Raw genomic sequence first — 21555 nt, 5'->3', positions numbered from 1 at the left:
GAGTGACATGCAGACAGCCCTTCGGACGTCTCTTCCGGAAACCGAGCTCGCCAGCCGGGCCAACTTTGCGCCGGCGACCCGCGTGTCGCGGCCGCTGCATGTGAGCGGCCTGCCGCTCAGCATCCGCGGCTTGCGAAAATCCTTCGGCGACAACGAGGTGCTGCGCGGCATCGATTTGCACATCCCCGCCGGCCAGTTCGTCGCTATCGTGGGCAAGAGCGGCTGCGGCAAGAGTACGCTGCTGCGCCTCATTGCCGGCCTGGAAAAGATCGACGCCGGCAGCATCAGCTTCGGTGATGCGGCGGTTCAACCTGAGGACATCCGCGTGATGTTCCAGGAGCCGCGGCTGCTGCCCTGGGCCCGGGTGCTCTCCAATGTCGAGGTCGGTCTCGGCCGCGATCGTTCGTCCAGCGATGCGCACGCACGTGCCGAGAAGGCGCTGACCGAAGTCGGGTTGACCGACAAGCGCGATCAGTGGCCTTCGGTGCTGTCCGGCGGCCAGAAGCAGCGCGTCGCGCTGGCCCGCGCGCTGGTCTCCCGTCCGCGCGTGCTCGCCTTCGACGAACCGCTCGGCGCGCTGGACGCGTTGACCCGCATCTCGATGCAGCGGCTCCTGGAGCGGGTCTGGCGCGACCAGGGCTTTACCGCGATCCTGGTGACCCACGACGTCGCCGAGGCGGTTGCGCTGGCGGACCGGGTGCTGGTGATCGACGAGGGCCGTATCGCCCACGACGTCATGGTTAACACCGCCCGGCCGCGCGAGCGCGGTTCGGTCGAGCTTGCCGGCCTGGAAGGCTCGATCCTGAGCCACCTGTTGTCAGCGGACGATCGTACCTAGATAACGAGGGACCCCGTTTCGGGGAGCATGCCATGAACGTAGTGCCCCGCGATCTTATGACCGAAATCCCCGTCTCGTCTGCCGATTTCCGCGGCGCCATGCGCCACCTCACCGGCGGCGTCAGCATCATCACCGCCGGGCGGGGCAAGGACATCACGGGCATGACGGTTACATCCGTAACCTCGCTGTCGGTCGATCCGCCGACGCTGATCGTCAGCATCAACCGCGATGCCTCGTCATTTCCGCTGATCCGCCGCTACGGCGCCTTCGGTGTGAACATCCTTGCGGCCGATCAGCTCGACGTTGCCGAGCGTTTTGCCGGCAAGGGTGGGCTGAAGGGCGCCGATCGTTTTGCAGGCAGCACGTGGGTCACGGCGGTTTCCGGCGTTCCACTGCTGGTCGGCGCCTTGTCCGCCGTCGATTGCGAAGTGGAGGAGATCGTCGAGCGGCATTCGCACGGCATCGTCATCGGCCGCGTCAGGGACATCAAGAACACGACCAGAACGGCGGCGCTCGCCTATTGGCACGGTCAGTATGTGGCAGTGGATCAGGACGAGGACGCAGCAAGGCTTGCGGATGTCAGCGTTCCCGCGCGCAGCCGCCGCGGCATCTGAGCGCGGCAGGCTGGTCTTTTCCCCATCATCGCTCTAGAAGCCGTTCCTGAGCTTGCCCTATCGGGAGCAACGGAGCGAGATGATGAAGCGCGTCGGGATTTGGGCCTTCTATGCCGTCGGCGCACTGGCGATCATGTATCTGGTGCTCTACGCCTATGCGACCTTCCGCGGCCAGCCGTTCGTGCCGGGCGATCCCATCCACATTTTTCGCAAGCCCGACGCGCCGAGCTATTCGTAGAACTCGGGAGTCTTGGGCAAAGGCGCAGTTGCGCCGTGCCCACCGTTTTCTCGTGGCGCCGCGGGTGGTGGGCACGCTTCGCTTTGCCACCCTACGGCACCAACGATGTCACCTTCACCCCGCAAAATCGCGAGCGCCAGCGCCTGCGCGCGCGGCACGATGCTGTCGAGCTCGAGATATTCCTCCGGCGTGTGTGCGAGACCGCCGACCGGTCCGACGCCGCAGATCGTCGGCGTGCCGACCGCCGCGGTGAAGCCGGAATCGGCGCAGCCGCCTGAGAACTCGCCCTGGAGCGTGGTGAGGCCGGCCTGTTTCGCTGCGGCCTGATAGCCTTCGAACAGCGCCCTGGAAGCCTCGGTCTGCACCACCGGCACGAACTCGCCCTTGATGGTCAGCACAGCACTCGTACCGGGTACGTAGGGCGTTGCGATGATCCGTTCGATCTCCGCCATCACCGTGGCGCGATCCTTCGGATCGACATAGCGCATGTCGATCTGTCCCTCGGCATATGGCGCCGTCGTGTTGACCGACTGTCCGCCCGAGATGAGGCCGACATTGAGCGTGATGCCCTTGGTGAGGTCGGTCAGCGCGTGGATCTGGATGATCTTGTGCGCGAGTTCGCCGATCGCGCTGATGCCAGCGGCGAAATTGGCACCGGAATGCGCCGCCTTGCCGGTGACGGCCATATGCATGAAGATGCCGCCCTTGCGGCTGGTGACGACATTGCCCGTGGGGCGCCCCGGCTCGGAATTGAACACGGCGCGTGCCGAGCGCCCCTCGCGTTCGATCACCGGCCGCGACGAGGGCGAGCCGATCTCCTCGTCCGAGGTGATCAACAGCTTGATCGGATGCGGGTTGCCCCCGAATTTGTGGAAGGCTGTGGCGACGAAGATATTCATGACGACACCGGCCTTCATGTCGGCAACGCCGGGTCCGTAAGCGCGCTTGTCCCTGATCGTGAACGGGCGCTTCCCGGCCTCGCCCTTGCCGAACACGGTGTCGCGATGCCCCATCAACAGCACCGGCTTCTCGTTGCTGCCGGGTTTCGCCACCTCCGCGTGGAGCGCGTCGCCAAACGTGCCGTGGCTCTCCCGGCGCGAGGGGATGCCGTGCTCGGCAAAGTGGCGCTCGAACCGCGCACCGACTGCATCGACGCCTGCCTTGTCATAAGACCCGGAATCGACGTTCACGACATCGCGCAGCAGATCGATCATCGCCTGCCGCTGCGACGCCAGCCAATCCGTGATTTGAGTCTCCGACATCGTCACTGTTCCCCAACTGATGTTATGCTGCGTTTATAGAGCCCTCGTCGACGATGAGGTAGGCGCCGAACGCGGGCACTGTGCGCAGAATCGCACGTCGGGTGGCGCAGGGGCGAAGTTGTCCGGCCAATTCGGACGCGCGAGCGGATGGATCCCTCCTGGCTCGTCCCAAACGGCAGCGGCCATAACGGTTCGGTTCCGCCATCGCTTTTTCACCGCGAAGCTGCGTCGCGACGGTCAACGCACCGATCTTCCGGCCCATGTCCGTCGCGCTGCGCGAGGGCTCCAGCTATCTTGATGTGTTTGATTGTGAACTGCTGTCACTCGCCGACAGCGGCCCATCGACCAGGAAGCAGAGGTGTCCTGGCGGGCGGAATCGTCGAGGTCGAATGGGTAGGCTTGGCTTACCGTTCGCGCTGGATTGTGCAGTCGGCTATAGTCAGCTCAAGCTGCCAGTTGGACGTGCCGAAGTCCGAAGCCGGATTTTTCAAGGCAGCTCGCATGCCGTCGGCAGGCAATGCCCTGCTCTCGTTTCAGAGCCTCGTTTCCAAGACTGCTTTTCAAGACTGCATTTCAAGACTGCATTGTCGTCGCTGTAACCTCAACGGAGAGAAACATGCCGTTGTTCATCTCGTACGTCTCGTACTCAAATTCCGGGATCAAAGGAATGGTAGACAAGCCGACCGATCGCACGGCGGTCATCGGCGCGATGGTGGAAAAGGCCGGCGGGAGGCTCCAGGGAGCCTTCATGACCACCGGCCCACATGACGCGCTGCTCGTCACGGAGTTTCCCGATGGAGCGGATGCCGTCGCCATCGCAATGGCCGCCGCTGCAAGCGGCGCCATTGCCAAGATCGAGACGGTGCGCGCCTGGAAGATGAGTGAATTTAAAGCTGTCGCGGAAAAAGCCGCGAAGCTTGCAAGCGTGTACGTACCGCCGGGCAAGTAGTCTGACGCAGGCGTAGTGGCCGCATAGCCAAACACCTGGTCGCGACGGTCGGGACGTCCCGGCCGTCGATGCGCTTCATGATGATGCCCGGGGTCGGGCGTCAAGAGACCAGCAAGCTGGTTGCCTACGCCCCCATCATCGGCATCCGCGGGTACTCACCCGGCGTGCCGGCCGGCGTGATCGGGATGCCGCCGTCGGAATATTCGTTGAGCTTGTTGCGCAGCGTACGGATCGAGATGCCCAGGATGTTTGCGGCATGGGTCCGGTTGCCGAGGCAGTGCTTCAGCGTCTCCAGGATCAGGTCGCGTTCGACGTCGGCGACGGTGCGGCCGACGAGGGCTCGCGTGACCTGCTCGGCGGCCATGGTGGCGTGCGCCACGGCCGGTGCCGTCTTGGCGAGGTCGAGGCGGTCGCCGTCGGGCGTCAGGATCGCATCGGGGCCGATCTCGTCGCCCCGTGCCATCAGCACCGACCGGTGCATGGTGTTTTCGAGTTCGCGGACGTTGCCCTGCCAGCGGTTGCTGGACAGCACGCGGCGCGCTTCCGCCGAGATCGGGCGCACCGGCACGCCGTTGGCCTCGGCATATTTCTTCACGAAGTGCTGGGCGAGTTCCAGAATGTCGGCGGGGCGCTCCCGCAGCGGCGGGATCTTCAGATTCACGACGTTGAGGCGGAACAGCAGGTCCTCGCGGAACGTGCCTTCGCGCACGGCTTCCGCCAGGTTGCGGTTCGAGGTCGCGATGATGCGGATGTCGACCGGCACCGGCTTGGTGCCGCCGACACGATCGATCACGCGCTCCTGGATGGCGCGAAGCAGTTTCGATTGCAGGCGGACATCCATCTCGGAGATTTCGTCCAGCAACAGCGTGCCGCCGGTCGCTTCCTCGAACTTGCCGATGCGGCGGGCGATCGCACCGGTGAAAGCACCCTTCTCATGGCCGAACAGCTCGGACTCCAGCAGATGCTCGGGGATCGCGGCGCAGTTGATCGAGATGAACGGACGCTTGGCGCGAGCCGAGCGGGTGTGGACGTAACGGGCCAGCACTTCCTTGCCCGTTCCGGATTCGCCGGTGATCATCACCGAGGCGTCGGAGCCGGCGATCTGCTGCGCGAGCTTGATGACGCGCGCCATGGCTTCGTCGCGATAGACCAGTTCGCGCGAGTCGTTGGCGACGGCAGCCAGCACTGCTGCGATCAGCTCCGGATCCGGCGGCAGCGGGATGTATTCCTTGGCGCCGGCGTGGATCGCGGCGACCGCCGCGCGGGCGTCGTTGGTGATGCCGCAGGCGACGATCGGAGCGTGGATGTGCTCGGCCTCGAGCCGCATCACGAGATCGCGGATGTCGAGGGCGACGTCGACCAGCAGCAGGTCGGCGCCCTTGCCGCCGCGCAGCACGCGCATCGCCTGCTCGTGATCCTCGGCGTGGGTGACGGTGGCGCCGTTCTCCATCGCGATCTTGGTGGCGGTGGTAAGCTGGCCCTTCAATGTGCCAACGATGAGAAGCCGCATGTCAGTCTCCTGTCCGTCTGTTCGCGCTATCGCGCGTCAAGCGCTAGCTGCGTTCAGTCTTGATGATTTCAGTCATGGTGACGCCGAGCTTGTCCTCGACCAGCACCACCTCGCCGCGGGCAACGAGCTTGTTGTTGACGTAGATATCGATGGCCTCGCCGACGCGGCGGTCGAGCTCGAGCACGGTGCCGGGTCCGAGCTTCAGCAATTCGCTGACGTCCATCTTGGAGCGGCCGAGCACGGCCGAGACCTGCACCGGAACGTCGAAGACGGCCTCGAGGTCGGCGGCGACGCGGGCCGCATATTCGTCCTCGTTGTAGCCGACATCGGCGCCAGCAGGCGGCAATGGGCCGTTGAGATCGGGCAGCGGGACCTGTCCGTCGTTGTCGCTCATGGCTTAGTTCCCCTTGCGAGACGCGATATAGCGTCCGACCATGTCGTCGATCTTGGCCGCGATGGCGCTGCGCTCCAGCACGACGCCGCCATCGGCCCATTCGATCCGGCAGTCGCCGGTGGCAATTTCGGGCTCGGCCAGGATCACCAGCCGTCCCTCGAAGCCGCTCTGCTTGGCGAGCCGCTCGATCTTCTCGCGCGCGCTGTCGTAGAGAGCGTCGTTGATGCGGACGACGAGATGCGGCGTTGCGACCAGATGCGAGAAGCAGTCCTTCACCAGCGCCATAATCTCGCCGAGCGGCTCGGCGGCGACCAGATCGGCGCACAGCTTGCGCGCCACGGCGACCGCGACGTCGACCGCCTCGGTTTCCATCTTGCTCTCGATATTGCCGATGCCCGAAGCGATGCCCCGGATCGCGATGTTGATCTCTTCCATGGCGAGCGCGACGCGGCGGTCGCTCTCGGCCTTGGCCTCGCGCTGGCCCGTGGCAAAGCCGTCCTGATAGGCGCGCGCTTCGGCCTCCGCGACCTTCTGCGCGATCTCGGCCGCGGTCGCGCCCTTCTCGCGCGTACGGTCGGGCGCGGCGAAGTCGGTATCGAACAGGAATTTGGCCGGAGCGCCCATCAATACACCAGCTCGTCGTCGGCGCGGTTCTTGGTCAGCATGATCTCGCCCTTGGCGGCGAGGTCCTTGGCGAGGTTGACCAGCAGCGCCTGGGCCTCGTCGACGTCGCGCAGGCGCACCGGACCCATCGCGGCCATGTCGTCCTGCAGCATCTTGGCCGCGCGCGAGGACATGTTGCCGAAGAAGAAGTTGCGGACGTCCTCGTTGGCGCTCTTCAGCGCGACGCCGAGCTTGTCCTTGTCGACGTTGCGCATCAGCGTCTGGGCCGAGCCGGAGTCGAGCTTGATGAGATCGTCGAAGGTGAACATCAGCGCCTTGATGCGCTCGGCGGATTCGCGGTTATCTTCTTCCAGCGAGGTGATGAAGCGGGTTTCGGTCTGGCGGTCGAAATTGTTGAAGATTTCCGCCATCACCTCGTGTGCGTCGCGGCGGCGGGTCTGCGACAGGTTGGACATGAATTCGGTGCGCAGCGTCTTCTCGACGCTCTCGATCACCTCCTTCTGCACAGCTTCCATCTTCAGCATGCGATTGACGACGTCGAGCGCGAGGTCCTCGGGGAAGATGCCGAGCACGCGCGCGGCATGCTCCGGCTTCAGCTTCGACAGCACCACGGCGATGGTCTGCGGATATTCGTTCTTGAGGTAGTTGGCGAGAACCTCTTCCTGCACGTTGGACAGCTTCTCCCACATGTTGCGCCCGGCGGGGCCGCGGATCTCGTCCATGATGCCGTTGACGCGCTCGGGCGCCAGATATTGCTGCAGCAGGCGCTCGGTCGCGTCGAAATTGCCCATCAGCGCGCCGGAGGCCGACATGCGCGAGACGAATTCGAGCAGCATGTCTTCCACCGTGTCGACCTCGACGGTGCCGAGCGTCGACATTTCCAGGGAGAGCTGACGCACCTCGTCGTCGTCGAGCAGCGACCAGATCTTGCCGCCATATTGCTCGCCGAGCGCCAGCATCAGGATCGCGGCGCGCTTCGGCCCTGCCACCGCCTCGACCTTGGCGCCCGTGCGGCTGACGGCGCGCTGACCGAGCGTCGAGATCACGCTGGTGATGTCGTTCGAGTTGGCGTTCTGCAGAGTGCCGGCCATGTCAGTTCACTCGATCATTTCGTGGGTTCGGTCAGCCATTGACGGATGATGGCGACGGTTTCGTTGGGGTTGCGCTCGGCGAGCTCGCCGACGCGATGAACGGACTGGGCGTGGACCTGGCCCTGGATGGTGGCGACGTCGATGGCGCTGGCGGCGCCGCCCGGGATCAGCGCCTGGCCGCCGGCGCCAGCCGCGCCCTCTTCGGAGGCGGCGGGGCCGGTGAGGACGCCGGAGATGGCGGCGGCGACCTCGTCGGAGGCGAGGATGCGCTTCACCAGCGGGCGGATCACCATGAACATCACGACCAGGCCGAGCAGCATCATCACGCCGAGCTCGACGAAGTACATGACGTCGTCCTTGGTGAACTGCAGCGCGCCGAGGAAGCCGCTTGGCTCGGCGATCGGGGCGGTGGAGGGCGCGTCGGCAAAGCGCAGATTGACGACCTCGACCTGGTCGCCGCGCTTCTGGTCGAAGCCGATCGCCGAGCGCACCAGGGTGGCGATGCGGTCGAGCTGCTCCTTGGTGCGGTCGGTGTAGGCGAGTTCGCCCTTGTCGTTCTTGGCGTAGATGCCGTCGACCAGCACCGCGACCGAGATGCGATTGACCCGGCCAGCCTCGGTCACTTCGGTCTTGGTGGTGCGGGAGATCTCGTAATTGTTGGTCTCTTCGGTCTTCTTGCTCTGGTCCTTCGCCGCCGGGGCGCCGCTGTTCTGCTGCTGGCCGGGGAGCTCGTTGTTGACCGTGACCTGGCCGTTATTGTCGGCGGTCATGCTCTGCTCTTCGCGGGTCTGGCTCGAACGCAGCACGCGGCCTTCTGGATCGAACTTGTCCGAAGTCTGGGTGACCTTGTTGAAGTCGAAATCGGCGGATAGCTGGACGCGGGCGCGGCCTGAGCCGACCACGGAGGAGACGATGTCCTCGACCTGCTTGCGCATCCGCTTCTCGAAGGCGGTGCGGCGCTCGTCGCCGACCGCCTGCTCCGGATCGTTGGCAGCACCGTCGGCGAGCAGCTGGCCGGCTTCGTCGACGATCGAGACCCGCTGCGGCTTCAAGCCGTTGACCGCGGAGGCGACGAGGTGGCGGATGGCGCGGATCTGCTGGGCTTCGAGCGAGCCGCGGACCCGAACGACGATCGAGGCCGAGGGCTCCGGCGCTTCGCGCGCGAACAGCGGACGCTCGGGCAGCACGAGATGGACGCGGGCGGCCTGGATCCGGTCGATGGCGCGGATGGTGCGCGCGAGCTCGCCCTCAAGCGCGCGCAAGTGATTGATATTCTGGACGAAAGAGGTGGTGCCGAGCGCGTCCGACTTGTCGAACACTTCATAGCCGATGCCGCCGCCCTTGGGCAGGCCGCCCTCGGCGAGCTTCATCCGGAGCCGGGTGACCTTGTCCTTGGGCACCATGATGATGGTGCCTTCGTTGCGCAGCTCGAACTGGACGCCCTGGCGCTCCAGGTCCTTGATAATGCCAGAAGAATCCTCGACCGAGAGGTCGGTGAACAGCGTCGTCATCTGCGGCGTGGTGACACGCATGATAACGAACGCGAAAAAGCCGACGAGCGCGGCGGTGACGGCGATCATCGCCCCGAAGCGGGCGGCGCCGATACCTTTTAGAAAGTCCGTAAGACCTTGCAAGAAACCGCCCCGAAGCTTCGACCCGCATTCCAAGAGCGGCCGAGTGGGCAATTATTGCCTAGGTGATGGTTTCGATATGGTTAACGAAGGTTAAGAGCTGGGACAAAAGTAGCGCCAAAACGAAACATGAAAAAAATCGGCCTCGCAGAGCGGGGCCGATTTTCGTCAAAAGCAGCAGATTTCCGGATTGCTTACTGGCGATATTGCTGGATGCGGGTGGTGCGAAGGCCCGCCAGACCGTGCTGGTCAATGGAAAACTGCCAGGATAGGAATTCGTCGACCGTCAGGGTGTACCGGCTGCAGGCCTCCTCGAGCGAGAGAAGTCCACCGCGCACAGCGGCGACGACTTCGGCCTTGCGGCGGATGACCCAGCGTTTGGTGCCGGGTGCGGGCAGATCTGCAATCGTCAGCGGACTGCCGTCCGGCCCGATGACGTATTTTACCCTCGGGCGATGGGGTTCTGTCATGGCGTACTCACAAACTCTCAACCACTGAACTCACTTCACAACCGTACGCATGCGGGCTTAAAAATCCGCTAAGCCTAAGGCTTCAATACAATTCTCCTTGAAACTTGCTGGAACACTACCGGCCCAGCGGGCTGAAAACACAATTTCAGCCGGCCGAGCGGGGGTCTTCGTAAATACTTTACTAACGAACGGGGCCTGCTGTGACGTCGCAATGGCCCCTGCTGTCGTCCTGGCGGAAAGCCAGGACGACACCGAGCATGTGGCGGCGCCGCCCTTAGCTGCCGGAGCTGGTGGCGACGATGCTCTTCACCTGGCTCAGCGTGTAGCTGCTGCCGTCGATGGTGAGCAGCGGCGGCGACTGGGTCAGGTCGACGGAGCTCACCACGCCCTGCACTTGCGCGGCGATGCCGACATTGTTGTTCGCGACGTCCTTGCCGGTCGCGGTGATTGTGTATTTGCCGTCGGGCCATTGCGTGCCGTCATTGCCCTGGCCGTTCCAGGTGAAGGGAACGTCGGAGGCAGCACCAGCGGTGTATTTGCCGGTGAACACGGTCTGGCCGCTGGAATTCGCGACGGAAATGTCGACGGTCGCGTCGGTCGGCACGTTGAGATGCCAGGTCGCCGACGAGCTCTTCATCGTCGCGGTGGTGCCGTCGACCACGGCGGTCTTGCCGACGAAGCCGAGCGCCTGGGTCGCCTGCGTGGTCTGCTGCAAAGTGACGAGCTGCGACAGCGAGTCGTTGGTCTTGAGCTGCTGCTCGACGCCGGCGAACTGCACCAGCTGCTGGGTGAACTGGTTGGTGTCGAGCGGATCGAGCGGGTTCTGGTTCTGCAGCTGCGTAGTCAGCAGCGTCAGGAAGGTCTGGAAGTTGCCGGCGAGCGTCGCGCCCGTGGTCGAGCCCAGGCTCGAGCTCGACGAGGAGGATGACGAATTCTGCGTGGTGCCGGAGACGACGGAGGGGGCGGTGGCGGCATTCGTGGTGGTCATGAGCGAATACTCCTCACACTCTGATATCGACGCCGCTGCTCGAACCGAGCATGCGGCCATAGCTGCGGCTCACGGGCGCGGCCGCGGCAGAATCGTCTTCACTGATGATCAGCCGGCGCGAATTGCCGGAATTGTCGTTGTTCTGGCCTGAGTTCTGACCCGATGAATTCTGGTCGCGCAGGCTGAAGGAGAGCCCGTTGCCGCCGGTCTTGAGGCCGGCATCGTCGAGCGCGCGCTGCAATTGCGGCGCGTCCTGTCGCAGCATCTGCAGCGTCTCCGGCTTCTCGACGGTGAGGTGCGAGGTGACCTGGCCGTTGCGGTCGACATTGATGCGGACGTCGATGCGGCCGAGATCGCCCGGATCGAGGCTGATGTCGAAGCGCGTCTTGCCGGCGCGCGCGGCGGCGGCGATCTCGACCGGAATGCCGCTGATCGGCACCGCGGTCGGATTCGCCGCGGTCGCGGTCAGCGTCGCGGTGGAGGCGGTCGCCGTCGATGTGGTCGTGGTCAGCGGCGCCTGCACGGCGTTGGCCGCTTGCGTGCTGACGTCGGTGCCAGCAGCCACGGCCTGCGTATCGGCATGCGCGTGCGTGGTCGGCGCGGCCGGCGTCGCATCAGCGGTGCGATTGGCAGCATCGGCCTTGGCGTCGGCAGCAGCTGCGTCAGCCTGCGGCTTGGCGGCTTGCGGATGCGCGACGGCGTTCGCCGCCGTCGCGGCCGCGGGATTTTGTGCGGTGGCGGCAGTCTGTGCGGTCTTGCCGGTGTCTTGACCGATATTGGAGACGTCGGTCTGGCCTTGCGCCGTCGCGGCGGCCTTGAACGAAGTCTTTGGCGTACCCTGATCGACCGCCGTGAGCTGCGCGGCGTTGGCCGTGGCGGCGCTTGCGGTGGCGTCGGTCGCATCACCAGCTGCGTCAGCGAGCGCGTCGGCGGTCTTGCCGGAGGCATCCGTCTTGGCGCCGGCGATCTGCGCCGCGGTCGAGGCGCTCGCGGCGATGCCGGCGGCTGCGATCGTTAGCGGCGAGGAGGCGGTGTTCGCGGCCTGGTTGGCCGCCGCGTTCGGATCGACAGGCACCACGGGCGCGGCAACGGGGACAGCGGTCGGATCGGGCGTCGCCGCCGCCGTCGCGGCGGCCTGTGCTGCGGCAGAGGCGTCCGCCGCGGCGGCGAGGCCGTCGGTGGTGCCGTCGGTCTTGTCGCTTTTGCTGTCCTTGGAATCCTGCGACTTGTCGCCCGCCTTGGTGGAGGAGGCGTCGCTCTTGTCCTTGGTCTTGCCGGGCGCCTTGGTCGGATCGGCCGTCGTGTCGCTCGCCGCCTGCGTCGAGGAATCCGTGCTGTCGCTCGCCTTGCTCTGCGAGGACTGGTCGGCCGACGACGAGTCGCGCGTGCTCCCATCGGACGAGAAGGTCGACGACGAAGACGAATCGCTCCGCCGCGGCGCCGGGTCCTGGCTCGACGACGAGGCGCTGTTGCTGATGGCCTGGGTGTTGCTGTCGACCAACGACCCGAAGGAGTCGGCCGGGCTCGAGTCCTTGGTGCTCTGCGACCGGGCAGGCTTTTGCTGCGCGCTGGAAACTTGCGCGCTTGCCGCGACGTCTGACGTGACACCAACCACAGGCGACCCCTTGAAAACATCTTCGGACCAGGAGGTCAGCAAGGAGTGGGCCAATCCCTTGAATTGTGATTTTGTCTAGTTATGTCAATATCTTATCAAATCGGCACTGCCGCAGCCACGTCCCCGAAAACCCCGCCATTTCTGCCGCCCCGGCAAGAATTGCCCTAAGCTTGGGGTGGCCGCGATTGCTTCACCGGAATGCCGCCTATATTAAAGGGTGCTCTCAGCCGCTTTCGACCGGGCCAGCCAGTGCCCCCGCGGAACCAAAGTTCCCAGGGACTGCTGATGTCCCGGCGCAAGCACCAGGAATCGCGGATCGCCGCCGTTACAACCGCTTAGGCCCATGCTCAACAGTCTGGATCTCGAAGGCCGTCCTGAGGACACCAGGGTCGTCGTTGCCATGTCGGGCGGCGTCGATTCCTCGACGACGGCTGCGCTGTTGAAGGCGGAGGGCTATGACGTCGTCGGCATCACGCTGCAGCTCTACGACCATGGCGCGGCGACCCACCGCAAGGGCGCCTGCTGCGCCGGACAGGATATTCACGACGCCCGCGACGTCGCCGCAAAGCTCGGCATTCCCCATTACGTGCTCGATTACGAGGACCGCTTTCGCGAGTCCGTCATCGATAACTTTGCGGACTCTTACGCGCTCGGCGAGACGCCGGTGCCGTGCATCGAATGCAACCGCAGCGTCAAATTCCGCGACCTGCTGAAAACCGCACGTGAGCTCGGCGCGCAGGCGCTGGCCACCGGCCATTACGTCGCCTCGCGCCGCGGCGTCGACGGCTCGCGCGCGCTGGTCTGCGCCGCCGACAGCGACCGCGACCAGAGCTACTTCCTGTTCGCGACCACGCAGGAGCAGCTCGACTTTCTGCGCTTCCCGCTCGGCGACATGACCAAGCCCGAGACGCGCGAGCTCGCGCGCCGCTTCGGTCTCTCAGTCGCCGACAAGCACGACAGCCAGGACATCTGCTTCGTGCCGACCGGCCGCTACACCGACATCATCACCCGCCTGCGGCCGAACGCGATGGAGCCCGGCGACATCGTCGATCTCGATGGCCGCGTGCTCGGCCAGCATCACGGCATTGCCAATTTCACCATCGGCCAGCGCCGCGGCCTCGGCATCGCGGCCGCCGCCCCGCTGTTCGTGGTGCGGCTGGAGGCCGCCAACCGCCGCGTCGTCGTCGGCCCGCGCGATGCGCTGAAGATGCACCGCATCGCCTTGCGCGACGTCAACTGGATTGGCGGCGGCGACATCGACCGCGCGATCGGCAATGGCCTCGAGCTGTTCGTCCGCGTCCGCTCGACCCGCGCGCCGCAGCCGGCGTGGCTGCGCGGCGCCAATGGCCATTACGAGGTCGAGCTCGTCGCCGGCGAAGAGGGCGTCTCGCCGGGACAAGCCTGCGTGTTCTACGACGCGGCCAGCGGCCAGGCGCGCGTGCTCGGCGGCGGTTTCATCCAGAGCGCCGCGGCGAAGGTCGCGACGAACACGACGAGGCCGCTCGCCGAAGCCGTGCGCGGCTAAAGAGATGAGATCAGAGAGCACTCTCGCGACACCGGAAGTGTGCACCCTCTCCCGCTTGCGGGAGAGGATGAGACTGGCATCGATTTCACCAACCGTCATCACACTCCAGAGTTTCGCGTAAGGGCAGGGGGCATGGCAGCAGACATCTCGCGGGCCGGGGTCGAGAAGGCCTATGGCCGCTGGGCGCCGGTCTATGATCTCGTGTTCGGCAAGGTGTTCGATGCCGGGCGGCAGTCGACCATCGCGGAGGCTGACCGCATCGGCGGCCGCATCCTCGACGTCGGCGTCGGCACCGGGCTGTCGCTGTCGGATTATTCGCGCACCACAAAGATCTGCGGCGTCGACATTTCCGAGCCGATGCTGCGCAAGGCGCAACAACGCGTGCGCGCGTTGCGGCTTTCCAATGTCGAAGTGCTCTCGGTGATGGACGCGAAAAATCTCGCCTTCCCCGACGCCGCATTCGACGCGGTGGTCGCGCAATATGTCATCACCGCCGTGCCCGATCCCGAAGGTACGCTCGACGAATTCGTGCGCGTGCTCAAGCCCGGCGGCGAGCTGATCCTGGTCAACCACATCGGCGCGGAAAAGGGATTTCGCAAACTCTCCGAGCTGGCGTTCGCGCCGCTCGCCCGCCGCCTCGGCTGGCGCCCGGAGTTTCCATGGCAGCGCCTGGTCGATTGGGCCGCCAGGCACGGCGGCGTCACGCTCGCCGAGCGCCGCCCCATGCCGCCGATGGGCCATTTTTCACTGATCCGCTACCACAAATCGTAATGCTTGGAGGCTGGAACAGGGCGCGCGCCTCGCGCGTTTCCTATCCATGCGCACGACATCAAACATCATCCTGGCAAGCCTCGTGATCGCCGCCTCTGGCGCCGCGATCGCGCAAGCCCCGCCCGCCCCGGCGACGCCGCCGCAAGCGACCGCGCCGCCATCCCCGACACACACGGCGGACTGCACGCCGCAGGACCGCCCGAACCGCGCCACCGCGCCCGACGGCACCACCACCGGCCGGTCCCGGGAACCGCTCGGCGACAAGCTGGCCAAATCCGACGGCGTGCTCTGCCCGCCCGCCGGCGTCGACCCTGAAATGCACGCCCCCGCGCCGAGCACCGACGGCAGCATGCCCGTGATCCCGCCTCCCGGCAGCCCCGGCGGCGACCCCACGGTCCGGCCGAAATAAAGGCGAATTCGCTCGCGCTTGTCGCGCAGAAGCCTTGGCGAAGGCGGAGGGAGAGGCCGAAATCCGCGCAAAGCGCGAATTTCGGGTGAGGGGGACTGCGCGAGTCCGGTGCCGGAAAGCGCCCCCTTCCGACGCCAAAATCAGCTGCACTTGCTTGACTTCCCGCCGCCCCCTTCTTTATATGCCGCGCGTTCGCGAGATCGGCTGTTCCGCCGTTCGCGACCCTGTGGCGGGGTAGCTCAGCTGGTTAGAGCACGGGAATCATAATCCTGGGGTCGGGGGTTCGAGTCCCTCTCCCGCTACCAATCGTACGATTTTCCACGCCAGGCTGCGATCTTCCGCGATTTCGGAATGGGCAACGGCCAATTATGACGTATTCAGTGTGGCCCGGCGCGCATGGATCAGATCCTCGACCCTGTTCGCGGCAACGTTCAATGTCGCGATATCGGCGGCATCTTCGTCTCCGCTTGCAATCTTGAGCCGCTGGTCGCTCAAGATGTCATCGATCCGGCTCCCAATGTCGGATAGTTCATCCTCGTGCTGGGCCTTGCGAACCTGGCGAGCCAGGGTATAGAGCGCGTCGAGCGCCGATTCATCAGGTTTCGACGTCCGCAAGCCGATAAACCTCCAGGCCGCGGCGAGGATCGAAGCCAGTCCGCCGAGGATCATCGGCGTCAGGTAGATCGCATTGCTCCATTCGTCCAAAAAACTTTCTTGAGTGCCGTTGAAGTATTCCGCTGCACCGGCATGGACCGGCAGCAAGGCGTCGGGATCCGTGTCAGGGGCTGTGACTTGCGCCAGGATCGGCAGTTCGCCGATGAGGTCCCGGCGCGCTGCGAGAAGCGATCTTGTCAGATCGGCAATGGTGTCGGGATTGAGCTTTTTCTGTGCGACCAGGTAGAACGACACCCGCAGTGTCGTCAGGTCGTCATCCGGGACTGCCGGTGAACCTCTGAGCGTGCCTTTCGGCACGTCGAAACTTTCGTAGGCACGATGACTTTCCGCAATCGCGTCGGCCGATTCGATGGGAATGAGGACCGGCTGGGACTTCGGATATTGCGGGAAGAGGCTGCGCGCAAGCGACAGGTATTTTGGGGTGAGGGGAACGACGAGTAGAAGCGCATCGACGCTCCTGGCGTCGATTGCCTGGCGTGCCTCCAGCAACGAGACATCCTTGAATTTCACGTTTGCGCGGTCGAGATCATATTGCTGACGCAGTGCATTAACGACGGACCTGTTGATCTCTCCGCCGACCACCCCAACGCGATGGTCTTTCAGGCTTGCCACGTCGGTCAGCGGCGAACCGGGAGGAGCCACAATCAGCACGGCCACATGTGCAAGCACGAGGACTGCTTGGGCTTGCGACAGGTCGCCGACGTCGCCGCGGACGACGGCGAGGTCGGCTTTGCCGGATGAAAAGGCATCGGCGGCTTCGCGCGCACCTGGTTGATTGGCGATCCGCAGCCTCACCGGCGCTGACGCGGCGGTCAGGCGACTTGCGATGGCCGACAGGATCTTAGCGGCTTCACCATCAAGCGATCCAACTGCGGCGGTCAGCGTGACCGGTCGGATGTACCAGAGATGGGCGAACAGCCCGGCGCCAATGACCAGCAGGAATGCGCCGCTCACCATCACGACACGAAGCCAGGCCGGTAGTCTGACGGCGCTCATCGAGTTTATTCTCCGACTAAAGCTAGGCCTTGCGCGGAAGCGTGATCAACCGCACCTCTTTGACACAGCCGTGTCTTGCCTCTGAATTGCATTCCGACGCCGTGAACCGACTTTTGGTTTTGATGTGTGATCTCATGCAGCGATAGGCGCCTCGCGCGCGGTCACCTGCGAAATGACCTGCGACGGTTGCGGGGCTGACGGAGTATCGATCTGCATTGAATGCTTTCCTCGCGAACCGACCAAGTGCGCCGCCACGCCCTCAGGCGTCAGGGCGAACGCGCGCAACGTAAGTTATTAGAGAGCAATTTCACCGATCCGCTATGCAATTTCAGCACAGGCGCGGATTCCGTTGGCAGCATGCCGTGAGAAGTCCTTCGCAGTCGCACCGAAGCTGATCCATCGTCCATTGGTTCGCGACCAAAGCTCGCGCTTGCCGAATTTGCATAGCAGGCCGCCGAGTCCTCCGTAAGTTGGTAAGCGGACGAGAAGTGGCTGGTATGCCAGCTCGCTCAACAACGGCAAGTGAGCATTTGATGCAAAAGCCAATGATCCTGAGCGTACGCTCTGATGAAGCGCGAACTTCCTCGGTCGCATCCTGGAAGTTAAATCGTTGTCGGTCCCGCTCGCCAATCGTTTGAAGTCGTTCCAATCAGTACCTAGGAGAGAAAAATGGAGATCACTCGTCGTAATCTTGCGCTGGGAGGCATGGGCCTGCTGGCAGGTGCAGCTGCAACACGATCAGCCCTTGCGCAGGATTCCTTCTTTGGCGTGGGGCGGGGCCTGGAGGATTTTTGGCTCGCGAGCGACGCCTACGTTTTCGGCTATCCGTTAGTGACGATGGAGATGACCCGCCGGGTTCTCACCAACGTCGCCGAACCCGTGGGAACGAAGGCACCGATGGGGCAGATCATCAAGCTGCGCCAGTATCCGAACGCTTCATTCAAGGACGTCACGGCACCGAACGCGGACACGCTCTACACGACCTCCTTTTTCGATGTCGGGAAAGAGCCGTGGGTCCTCAGCATCCCCGACATGAAGGGGCGCTATTTCCTGATGCCGATGCTGGACGGCTGGACCACGGTGTTCCAGGTGCCGGGCAAGCGCACCACCGGCACCGGGGCGCAGACCTACGCGATCACCGGGCCGGGCTGGAAAGGCACGCTGCCGGACGGCGTGAAGGAGTACAAATCGTCCACCAACATGGTGTGGCTGCTCGGCCGCATCTATTGCACCGGCACGCCGGAGGACTACGAGGCCGTGCACAAGCTGCAGGATGAGTGCAAGCTCGTTCCGCTCAGCGCCTATGGCAAGCCGTACACGCCGCCTGCGGGGAAGGTCGATTCCTCGATCGACATGAAGACGGCCGTCCGCGAACAGGTCAATCGCATGGACGCGGTGTCGTATTTCAAGCTGCTCTGCGAGCTCATGAAAACCAATCCGCCCTATGAAGCGGATGCGCCCCAGCTTGCCAAATTTGCCCGCATCGGCATCGTTCCCGGGCAGGATTTTGATGAGAGCAAGCTCAAGGCGGACTTCGTGAAGCGTGTGCCGGAGGTGTCATTCGACAGGATCATGCTCCAGTTCAAGATCAACAAGGCCATCAAGGACGAGAATGGCTTTGCCTACACGACCAGAACCGGCATCTATGGTACCGACTATCTGATGCGGGCCCTCGTCACCGCGATCGGACTTGGCGCCAACCGTCCGCAGGATGCGGTCTACCCGACCTCGCAAAAGGACGCGGACGGCCACGCGTACACTGGCGCAAACAAGTACGTCATGCGTTTCGCGAAGGGGCACTTGCCTCCCGCCGAGGGATTCTGGTCGCTCACGATGTACAACAGCGCCTACTTCTTCGTGGACAATCCGCTCAACCGCTACTCCATCAGCGCGCGGCAAGACCTGAAGCAAAATCCGGACGGCTCAACGGATCTCTACATTCAGAAGGACTCTCCGGGCAAAGACAAGGAGTCGAACTGGCTTCCCGCGCCTGAGGGAGATTTCATCCTCATGTTGCGCATGTATTGGCCGCAAGAAACGGACCCGTCGATCATCAACGGCACATGGACGGTCCCTGCCGCTAAAAAGGTCAGCTGAAAAACTTGGACGCATGCCGGCCCTCTGGTGGGCCGGCATGGCTGACTGACTTCGTGATCCCACTGCACCGTCGCCAATAGGAAAGGTGAGCGACGGTGCAGAAGCATGAATCTCGGCGAAAGACGTCGCGGGGCAATCATATGCAGCGCGTCCGGTAGACCGGTGGCTTTTGTATCGCGGTGGCTGTTTCAGCGGCCCGTCCGCTCATGCCAGGAAAATGGCCGTTTGCGTTCAGGACCTGGACTGGCGCGTTGGGCCAACCGGATGGACCGCTCGCATGTCTTCCACGTCCTCCACAGCGGAAGCCCGCGTGCCCAACATGGCAGCATGAACGTTGCGGATGGCGGCGTAGAGGAAGGCCGTGGTCAGCCCAAACAGCAGCATGCCGTTGAGAGCTTCGAGCGCCCCCAACATCTGCCAACGGTCAGAAAGATGGAGGCTTGCATGGCCGAAGGTCGTCATCGCGCCAATTGAGTACAGCATCGCCGAGCGCTCGTCGGGAAGTGCGTTGAGCCAGAGGTAGGCTCCCGCCCAGATAGCTGCCCCTGTGGCGTGCAAGGCGGTGGCCGACAGCACGGTCGCTCCTACCACCGCTACAAACGTCGCCAGATGGCTACGAAGTCTTTTCGCGCGCCTCAAACTCCGCTCGATGCCAAGTTCAATCGCTCCGAGACCGATGACGTGGACGACGGACGCAAGGACGATCAAGGGGAGTCCCCACAGCCAGTCTGTGATCCACGCTTCCGACGCGAGAAAATCCATGCTTCTACTAGCCTCGAGCCGTGGGCGGCGGCAATCACGCTAGCGCTCCGTGACGCGCGTACCGCTGACGCGATGACGCTGAGGACGGGGAAGAGCGGCAGATACGGGTACTACACCTGCTCGACCAAGGCCGCGGCAAGGGCCGAACCGGAACGGGCGGCAGCTACCTGCCGCCCGGCACGAGACGCGTTCAATAACAAGGAGGATAGGGATAATAGCCGCAATAGGGCCGGGCGTAGGCGGCTCCGACGGCTGCAGCTCCGACGGCGGCGGCTCCGGCATACATCGCGCCCCGGAATGCAGTGCGCCGCGCGACGCCCGCAAAGGAAAACGGTGTAAAGGGGCGTCCGATAATATCGATGAAGATCGAGGCTCCGCCGTCGGCACCGTTTAGGTCGCCCTCGAGGGTCTGAACCGCGAAGACGAGCCTGTCCCCATCCAGCTTCGGATTCTTCAGGACAACCACGGCATCCTTGACGGAGCCGTCCTTGGTATTGAAAACCGAAACCGTTGCGTTCGGAGGATCGTTGGCAAAGCTGTCCTTGCCCGCGCCCCAGTCGGCGATGATGTCAGCCGTGAGCTGATGGCCGGCGGCGCGCACGGGCCGGTCTGCGAATATGATCGAGTTCGGTGTGACACCGGTCAGCACGAGGCTGTCGCCTTGCAATGTTGCACCACGGGAATTGAGCACGATGAGCGACGGCACGATTTGAGCCTGTGCAGCGGAGGGTGTTCCGATCGTCTTCAGTTGTCCGTTGGGCGCGCTCTGGGCACGCGCAGTCCCGGTGTCGAGCAGTAACGTCGCCGCCAGCAATGCCATGCAAACGTGCACGGCTTTCTTGTTGCGCATCTCGTTCTCCTTGCGATCAGCCGGGGGGCCGGCACGTTGGTGGACGCGAACCGTAGACACGCCGAATCCGGCCGCCTATGCAAAATCGGCAAAACGAGCGCGGCTGTCCAACTATACGTTTTTCAGCATGGCCCGGCGCGTATGAAGCAAGCTCTCGACCTTGTTCGCGGCAACGTTCAACGTCGCCATGTCAGTTTGGTCCTTGTCCATCTCGGGTAACTCGTCCTCGCGCTCCGCCTGCTGTCATCGAGCAGCTCTCCCGAACGCAGCTAAGCCTTGCGCTGAAGCGTCGTCAGCGGCGCTTCTCCGAAAGCTGCACGGTAAGTCGCAGCAAAGCGGCCGAGCTCGAAGAATTGATGCTCCCGCGCGATGCTGGCGACGCTCGCAGTGGAGGCGTCGGCGCGCCGTAGCGCGGCGCGGGTCTTGTTCAGCCGCCGCAACAGGAGGTATCGCATCGGGCTGACGCCGAGAAACTCGTGACAACACATCCGCAAGGTGCGTTCGGCCACGCCGATTTCGGCGCAAAGATCGGTCAACGTGATCTTGCGGTCGACGGATTTGCGCAGCGCTGTTTCGAATCGGGTCATCAAGGCCGTGTGGTTGGAGCGTGTCCTGGAACTGTTTTCCGTCCCGTCGCTGGTGACGCAATGGATCACGGCATGAATCATGTCCTGTTCGAGCGCCCTTGCCACTTCGGACTGCTCAATCAGTTTGTTTGCAGGAGCTGCCAGGTGACACGCGTGTTGGAACAGGCGCTGAAAACGGGACAAGTCAGCGCCGGAAGGTTGAAGTAGTCTGGTGGAGCGCGGGGGCGGGATCGGCTGGCCGATCAATGCCGCACCACTCTTTGCAAACTGCTCCACGGGTAAGGATATCAGACCCCATTGGCATTTGCCGTTCGATCGCTGATGCATCCGCTGACCGGGGCCGTGAAAGGCGATCTGGCCGTTCTGAAGGGCAAACCCGTCGCATTCCGGGCTCACCCGGCTAACTGGAAAGGACAAAAAGACCCTGTCAGCCGCGAGCGAAATGCAGGCAATGCGCGGCAGCGATTCACGCAGCCGCACGATGACGAGATGGTCCAGTTTCAGCCGCAGCAACTCCGCTTCGAAATCCCCGGGACCAGTTATCGTGAGATTGACACCGATATCGCCAAATCCGGCTTCGTAGGCTCCGGGATCGTCAAACCTTGAAATAGAGCGTTCAGCCATATCCCCTTGTCCCATCGGACGGGCGGATGGCTCTT

At 64.0% G+C, this 21555-nt stretch carries 21 protein-coding genes and 1 tRNA gene; 9 read left to right on the top strand and 13 right to left on the bottom strand.

Annotated elements, in window-relative coordinates:
- The first annotated feature begins 7 nt into the window (after nucleotides 1–7).
- The 3 genes from K3F49_RS08265 to K3F49_RS08255 all read left to right on the top strand — a co-directional run bounded on the left by K3F49_RS08265 (nucleotide 8) and on the right by K3F49_RS08255 (nucleotide 1690).
- Complete coding sequence (locus K3F49_RS08265; protein ID WP_234680380.1) at nucleotides 8–838, top strand: ATP-binding cassette domain-containing protein; 831 nt, start codon at nucleotides 8–10, stop codon at nucleotides 836–838.
- 32 nt (nucleotides 839–870) lie between these two features.
- Nucleotides 871–1452 carry a flavin reductase family protein gene (locus K3F49_RS08260; RefSeq protein ID WP_234680379.1) on the top strand — a complete coding sequence of 194 codons (582 nt, stop codon included), beginning with the start codon at nucleotides 871–873 and terminating at the stop codon, nucleotides 1450–1452.
- 82 nt (nucleotides 1453–1534) lie between these two features.
- The gene (locus K3F49_RS08255; protein WP_234680378.1) at nucleotides 1535–1690 is read left to right on the top strand and encodes a hypothetical protein; all 156 of its coding nucleotides are present in this window, start codon (nucleotides 1535–1537) and stop codon (nucleotides 1688–1690) included.
- On the opposite strand, the gene K3F49_RS08250 is transcribed toward K3F49_RS08255, so the two are convergent.
- The gene (locus K3F49_RS08250) at nucleotides 1681–2952 is read right to left on the bottom strand and encodes a M20 family metallopeptidase (protein ID WP_234680377.1); all 1272 of its coding nucleotides are present in this window, start codon (nucleotides 2950–2952) and stop codon (nucleotides 1681–1683) included. The genes K3F49_RS08255 and K3F49_RS08250 overlap by 10 nt on opposite strands.
- 616 nt (nucleotides 2953–3568) lie before the next feature.
- Here K3F49_RS08250 and K3F49_RS08245 point away from each other — a divergent pair.
- On the top strand, nucleotides 3569–3901 hold the full coding sequence (locus K3F49_RS08245; RefSeq protein ID WP_234680376.1) for a GYD domain-containing protein: 333 nt from the start codon (nucleotides 3569–3571) through the stop codon (nucleotides 3899–3901).
- A 124-nt stretch (nucleotides 3902–4025) separates the two neighbouring features.
- Here K3F49_RS08245 and flbD read toward each other — a convergent pair whose 3' ends face one another.
- The 8 genes from flbD to K3F49_RS08205 form a co-directional block, all read right to left on the bottom strand.
- On the bottom strand, nucleotides 4026–5411 hold the full coding sequence (flbD, locus tag K3F49_RS08240; RefSeq protein ID WP_234680375.1) for a sigma-54-dependent transcriptional regulator FlbD: 1386 nt from the start codon (nucleotides 5409–5411) through the stop codon (nucleotides 4026–4028).
- Between the two features lie 43 nt (nucleotides 5412–5454).
- A complete protein-coding gene (gene fliN / locus K3F49_RS08235; RefSeq protein ID WP_234680374.1) occupies nucleotides 5455–5805 on the bottom strand; it encodes a flagellar motor switch protein FliN in 351 nt (116 codons plus the stop codon).
- 3 nt (nucleotides 5806–5808) lie between these two features.
- Nucleotides 5809–6429, bottom strand: a complete 621-nt coding sequence (locus K3F49_RS08230; protein WP_234680373.1) for a FliH/SctL family protein — start codon at nucleotides 6427–6429, stop codon at nucleotides 5809–5811.
- The gene (fliG, locus tag K3F49_RS08225) at nucleotides 6429–7520 is read right to left on the bottom strand and encodes a flagellar motor switch protein FliG (RefSeq protein WP_234680372.1); all 1092 of its coding nucleotides are present in this window, start codon (nucleotides 7518–7520) and stop codon (nucleotides 6429–6431) included. Before fliG ends, K3F49_RS08230 begins: the two co-directional genes overlap by 1 nt.
- Before the next feature lie 14 nt (nucleotides 7521–7534).
- Nucleotides 7535–9154, bottom strand: coding sequence for a flagellar basal-body MS-ring/collar protein FliF (fliF, locus tag K3F49_RS08220; RefSeq protein ID WP_234680371.1), 1620 nt, complete (start codon nucleotides 9152–9154; stop codon nucleotides 7535–7537).
- A 191-nt stretch (nucleotides 9155–9345) separates the two neighbouring features.
- A complete protein-coding gene (gene sciP / locus K3F49_RS08215; protein ID WP_002714638.1) occupies nucleotides 9346–9621 on the bottom strand; it encodes a CtrA inhibitor SciP in 276 nt (91 codons plus the stop codon).
- A gap of 274 nt (nucleotides 9622–9895) precedes the next feature.
- Nucleotides 9896–10609: a flagellar hook assembly protein FlgD gene (locus K3F49_RS08210; protein ID WP_234680370.1), complete on the bottom strand. Its 714-nt coding sequence runs from the start codon at nucleotides 10607–10609 to the stop codon at nucleotides 9896–9898.
- A 13-nt stretch (nucleotides 10610–10622) separates the two neighbouring features.
- Nucleotides 10623–12224, bottom strand: a complete 1602-nt coding sequence (locus K3F49_RS08205) for a flagellar hook-length control protein FliK (protein ID WP_234680369.1) — start codon at nucleotides 12222–12224, stop codon at nucleotides 10623–10625.
- A gap of 343 nt (nucleotides 12225–12567) precedes the next feature.
- On the opposite strand from K3F49_RS08205, the gene mnmA reads away from it, so the two are divergent.
- The 4 genes from mnmA to K3F49_RS08185 all read left to right on the top strand — a co-directional run bounded on the left by mnmA (nucleotide 12568) and on the right by K3F49_RS08185 (nucleotide 15234).
- Nucleotides 12568–13749, top strand: a complete 1182-nt coding sequence (gene mnmA / locus K3F49_RS08200) for a tRNA 2-thiouridine(34) synthase MnmA (RefSeq protein WP_234680368.1) — start codon at nucleotides 12568–12570, stop codon at nucleotides 13747–13749.
- Nucleotides 13750–13881: 132 nt separating this feature from the next.
- Nucleotides 13882–14520, top strand: a complete 639-nt coding sequence (locus tag K3F49_RS08195; RefSeq protein ID WP_234680367.1) for a class I SAM-dependent methyltransferase — start codon at nucleotides 13882–13884, stop codon at nucleotides 14518–14520.
- 46 nt (nucleotides 14521–14566) lie between these two features.
- Nucleotides 14567–14929, top strand: a complete 363-nt coding sequence (locus tag K3F49_RS08190) for a hypothetical protein (RefSeq protein ID WP_234680366.1) — start codon at nucleotides 14567–14569, stop codon at nucleotides 14927–14929.
- Between the two features lie 228 nt (nucleotides 14930–15157).
- Nucleotides 15158–15234 (top strand) — tRNA-Met (locus tag K3F49_RS08185).
- Nucleotides 15235–15295: 61 nt separating this feature from the next.
- Here K3F49_RS08185 and K3F49_RS08180 read toward each other — a convergent pair.
- Nucleotides 15296–16600 (bottom strand): TAXI family TRAP transporter solute-binding subunit, encoded by a 1305-nt coding sequence (locus K3F49_RS08180; protein WP_234680365.1) that lies wholly within the window; start codon nucleotides 16598–16600, stop codon nucleotides 15296–15298.
- Between the two features lie 669 nt (nucleotides 16601–17269).
- On the opposite strand from K3F49_RS08180, the gene K3F49_RS08175 reads away from it, so the two are divergent.
- Nucleotides 17270–18697 carry a DUF1254 domain-containing protein gene (locus tag K3F49_RS08175; RefSeq protein ID WP_234680364.1) on the top strand — a complete coding sequence of 476 codons (1428 nt, stop codon included), beginning with the start codon at nucleotides 17270–17272 and terminating at the stop codon, nucleotides 18695–18697.
- Between the two features lie 231 nt (nucleotides 18698–18928).
- Here the strand turns inward: K3F49_RS08175 and K3F49_RS08170 are convergent, their stop codons facing one another.
- From K3F49_RS08170 to K3F49_RS08160, 3 genes are all read right to left on the bottom strand, one after another.
- The gene (locus K3F49_RS08170) at nucleotides 18929–19459 is read right to left on the bottom strand and encodes a hypothetical protein (RefSeq protein ID WP_234680363.1); all 531 of its coding nucleotides are present in this window, start codon (nucleotides 19457–19459) and stop codon (nucleotides 18929–18931) included.
- Nucleotides 19460–19649: 190 nt separating this feature from the next.
- Nucleotides 19650–20309, bottom strand: a complete 660-nt coding sequence (locus K3F49_RS08165) for a hypothetical protein (protein ID WP_234680362.1) — start codon at nucleotides 20307–20309, stop codon at nucleotides 19650–19652.
- A gap of 269 nt (nucleotides 20310–20578) precedes the next feature.
- Entirely contained in the window at nucleotides 20579–21520 is a 942-nt protein-coding gene (locus K3F49_RS08160) for an AraC family transcriptional regulator (RefSeq protein ID WP_234680361.1), read from the bottom strand.
- Nucleotides 21521–21555: the final 35 nt, after the last annotated feature.

Source organism: Bradyrhizobium monzae (genome assembly GCF_021458635.1).
Classification (GTDB): domain Bacteria; phylum Pseudomonadota; class Alphaproteobacteria; order Rhizobiales; family Xanthobacteraceae; genus Bradyrhizobium.
The sequence above is the reverse complement of the archived record's forward strand: the minus strand, read 5'-3'. Positions and strand labels throughout refer to the sequence as shown.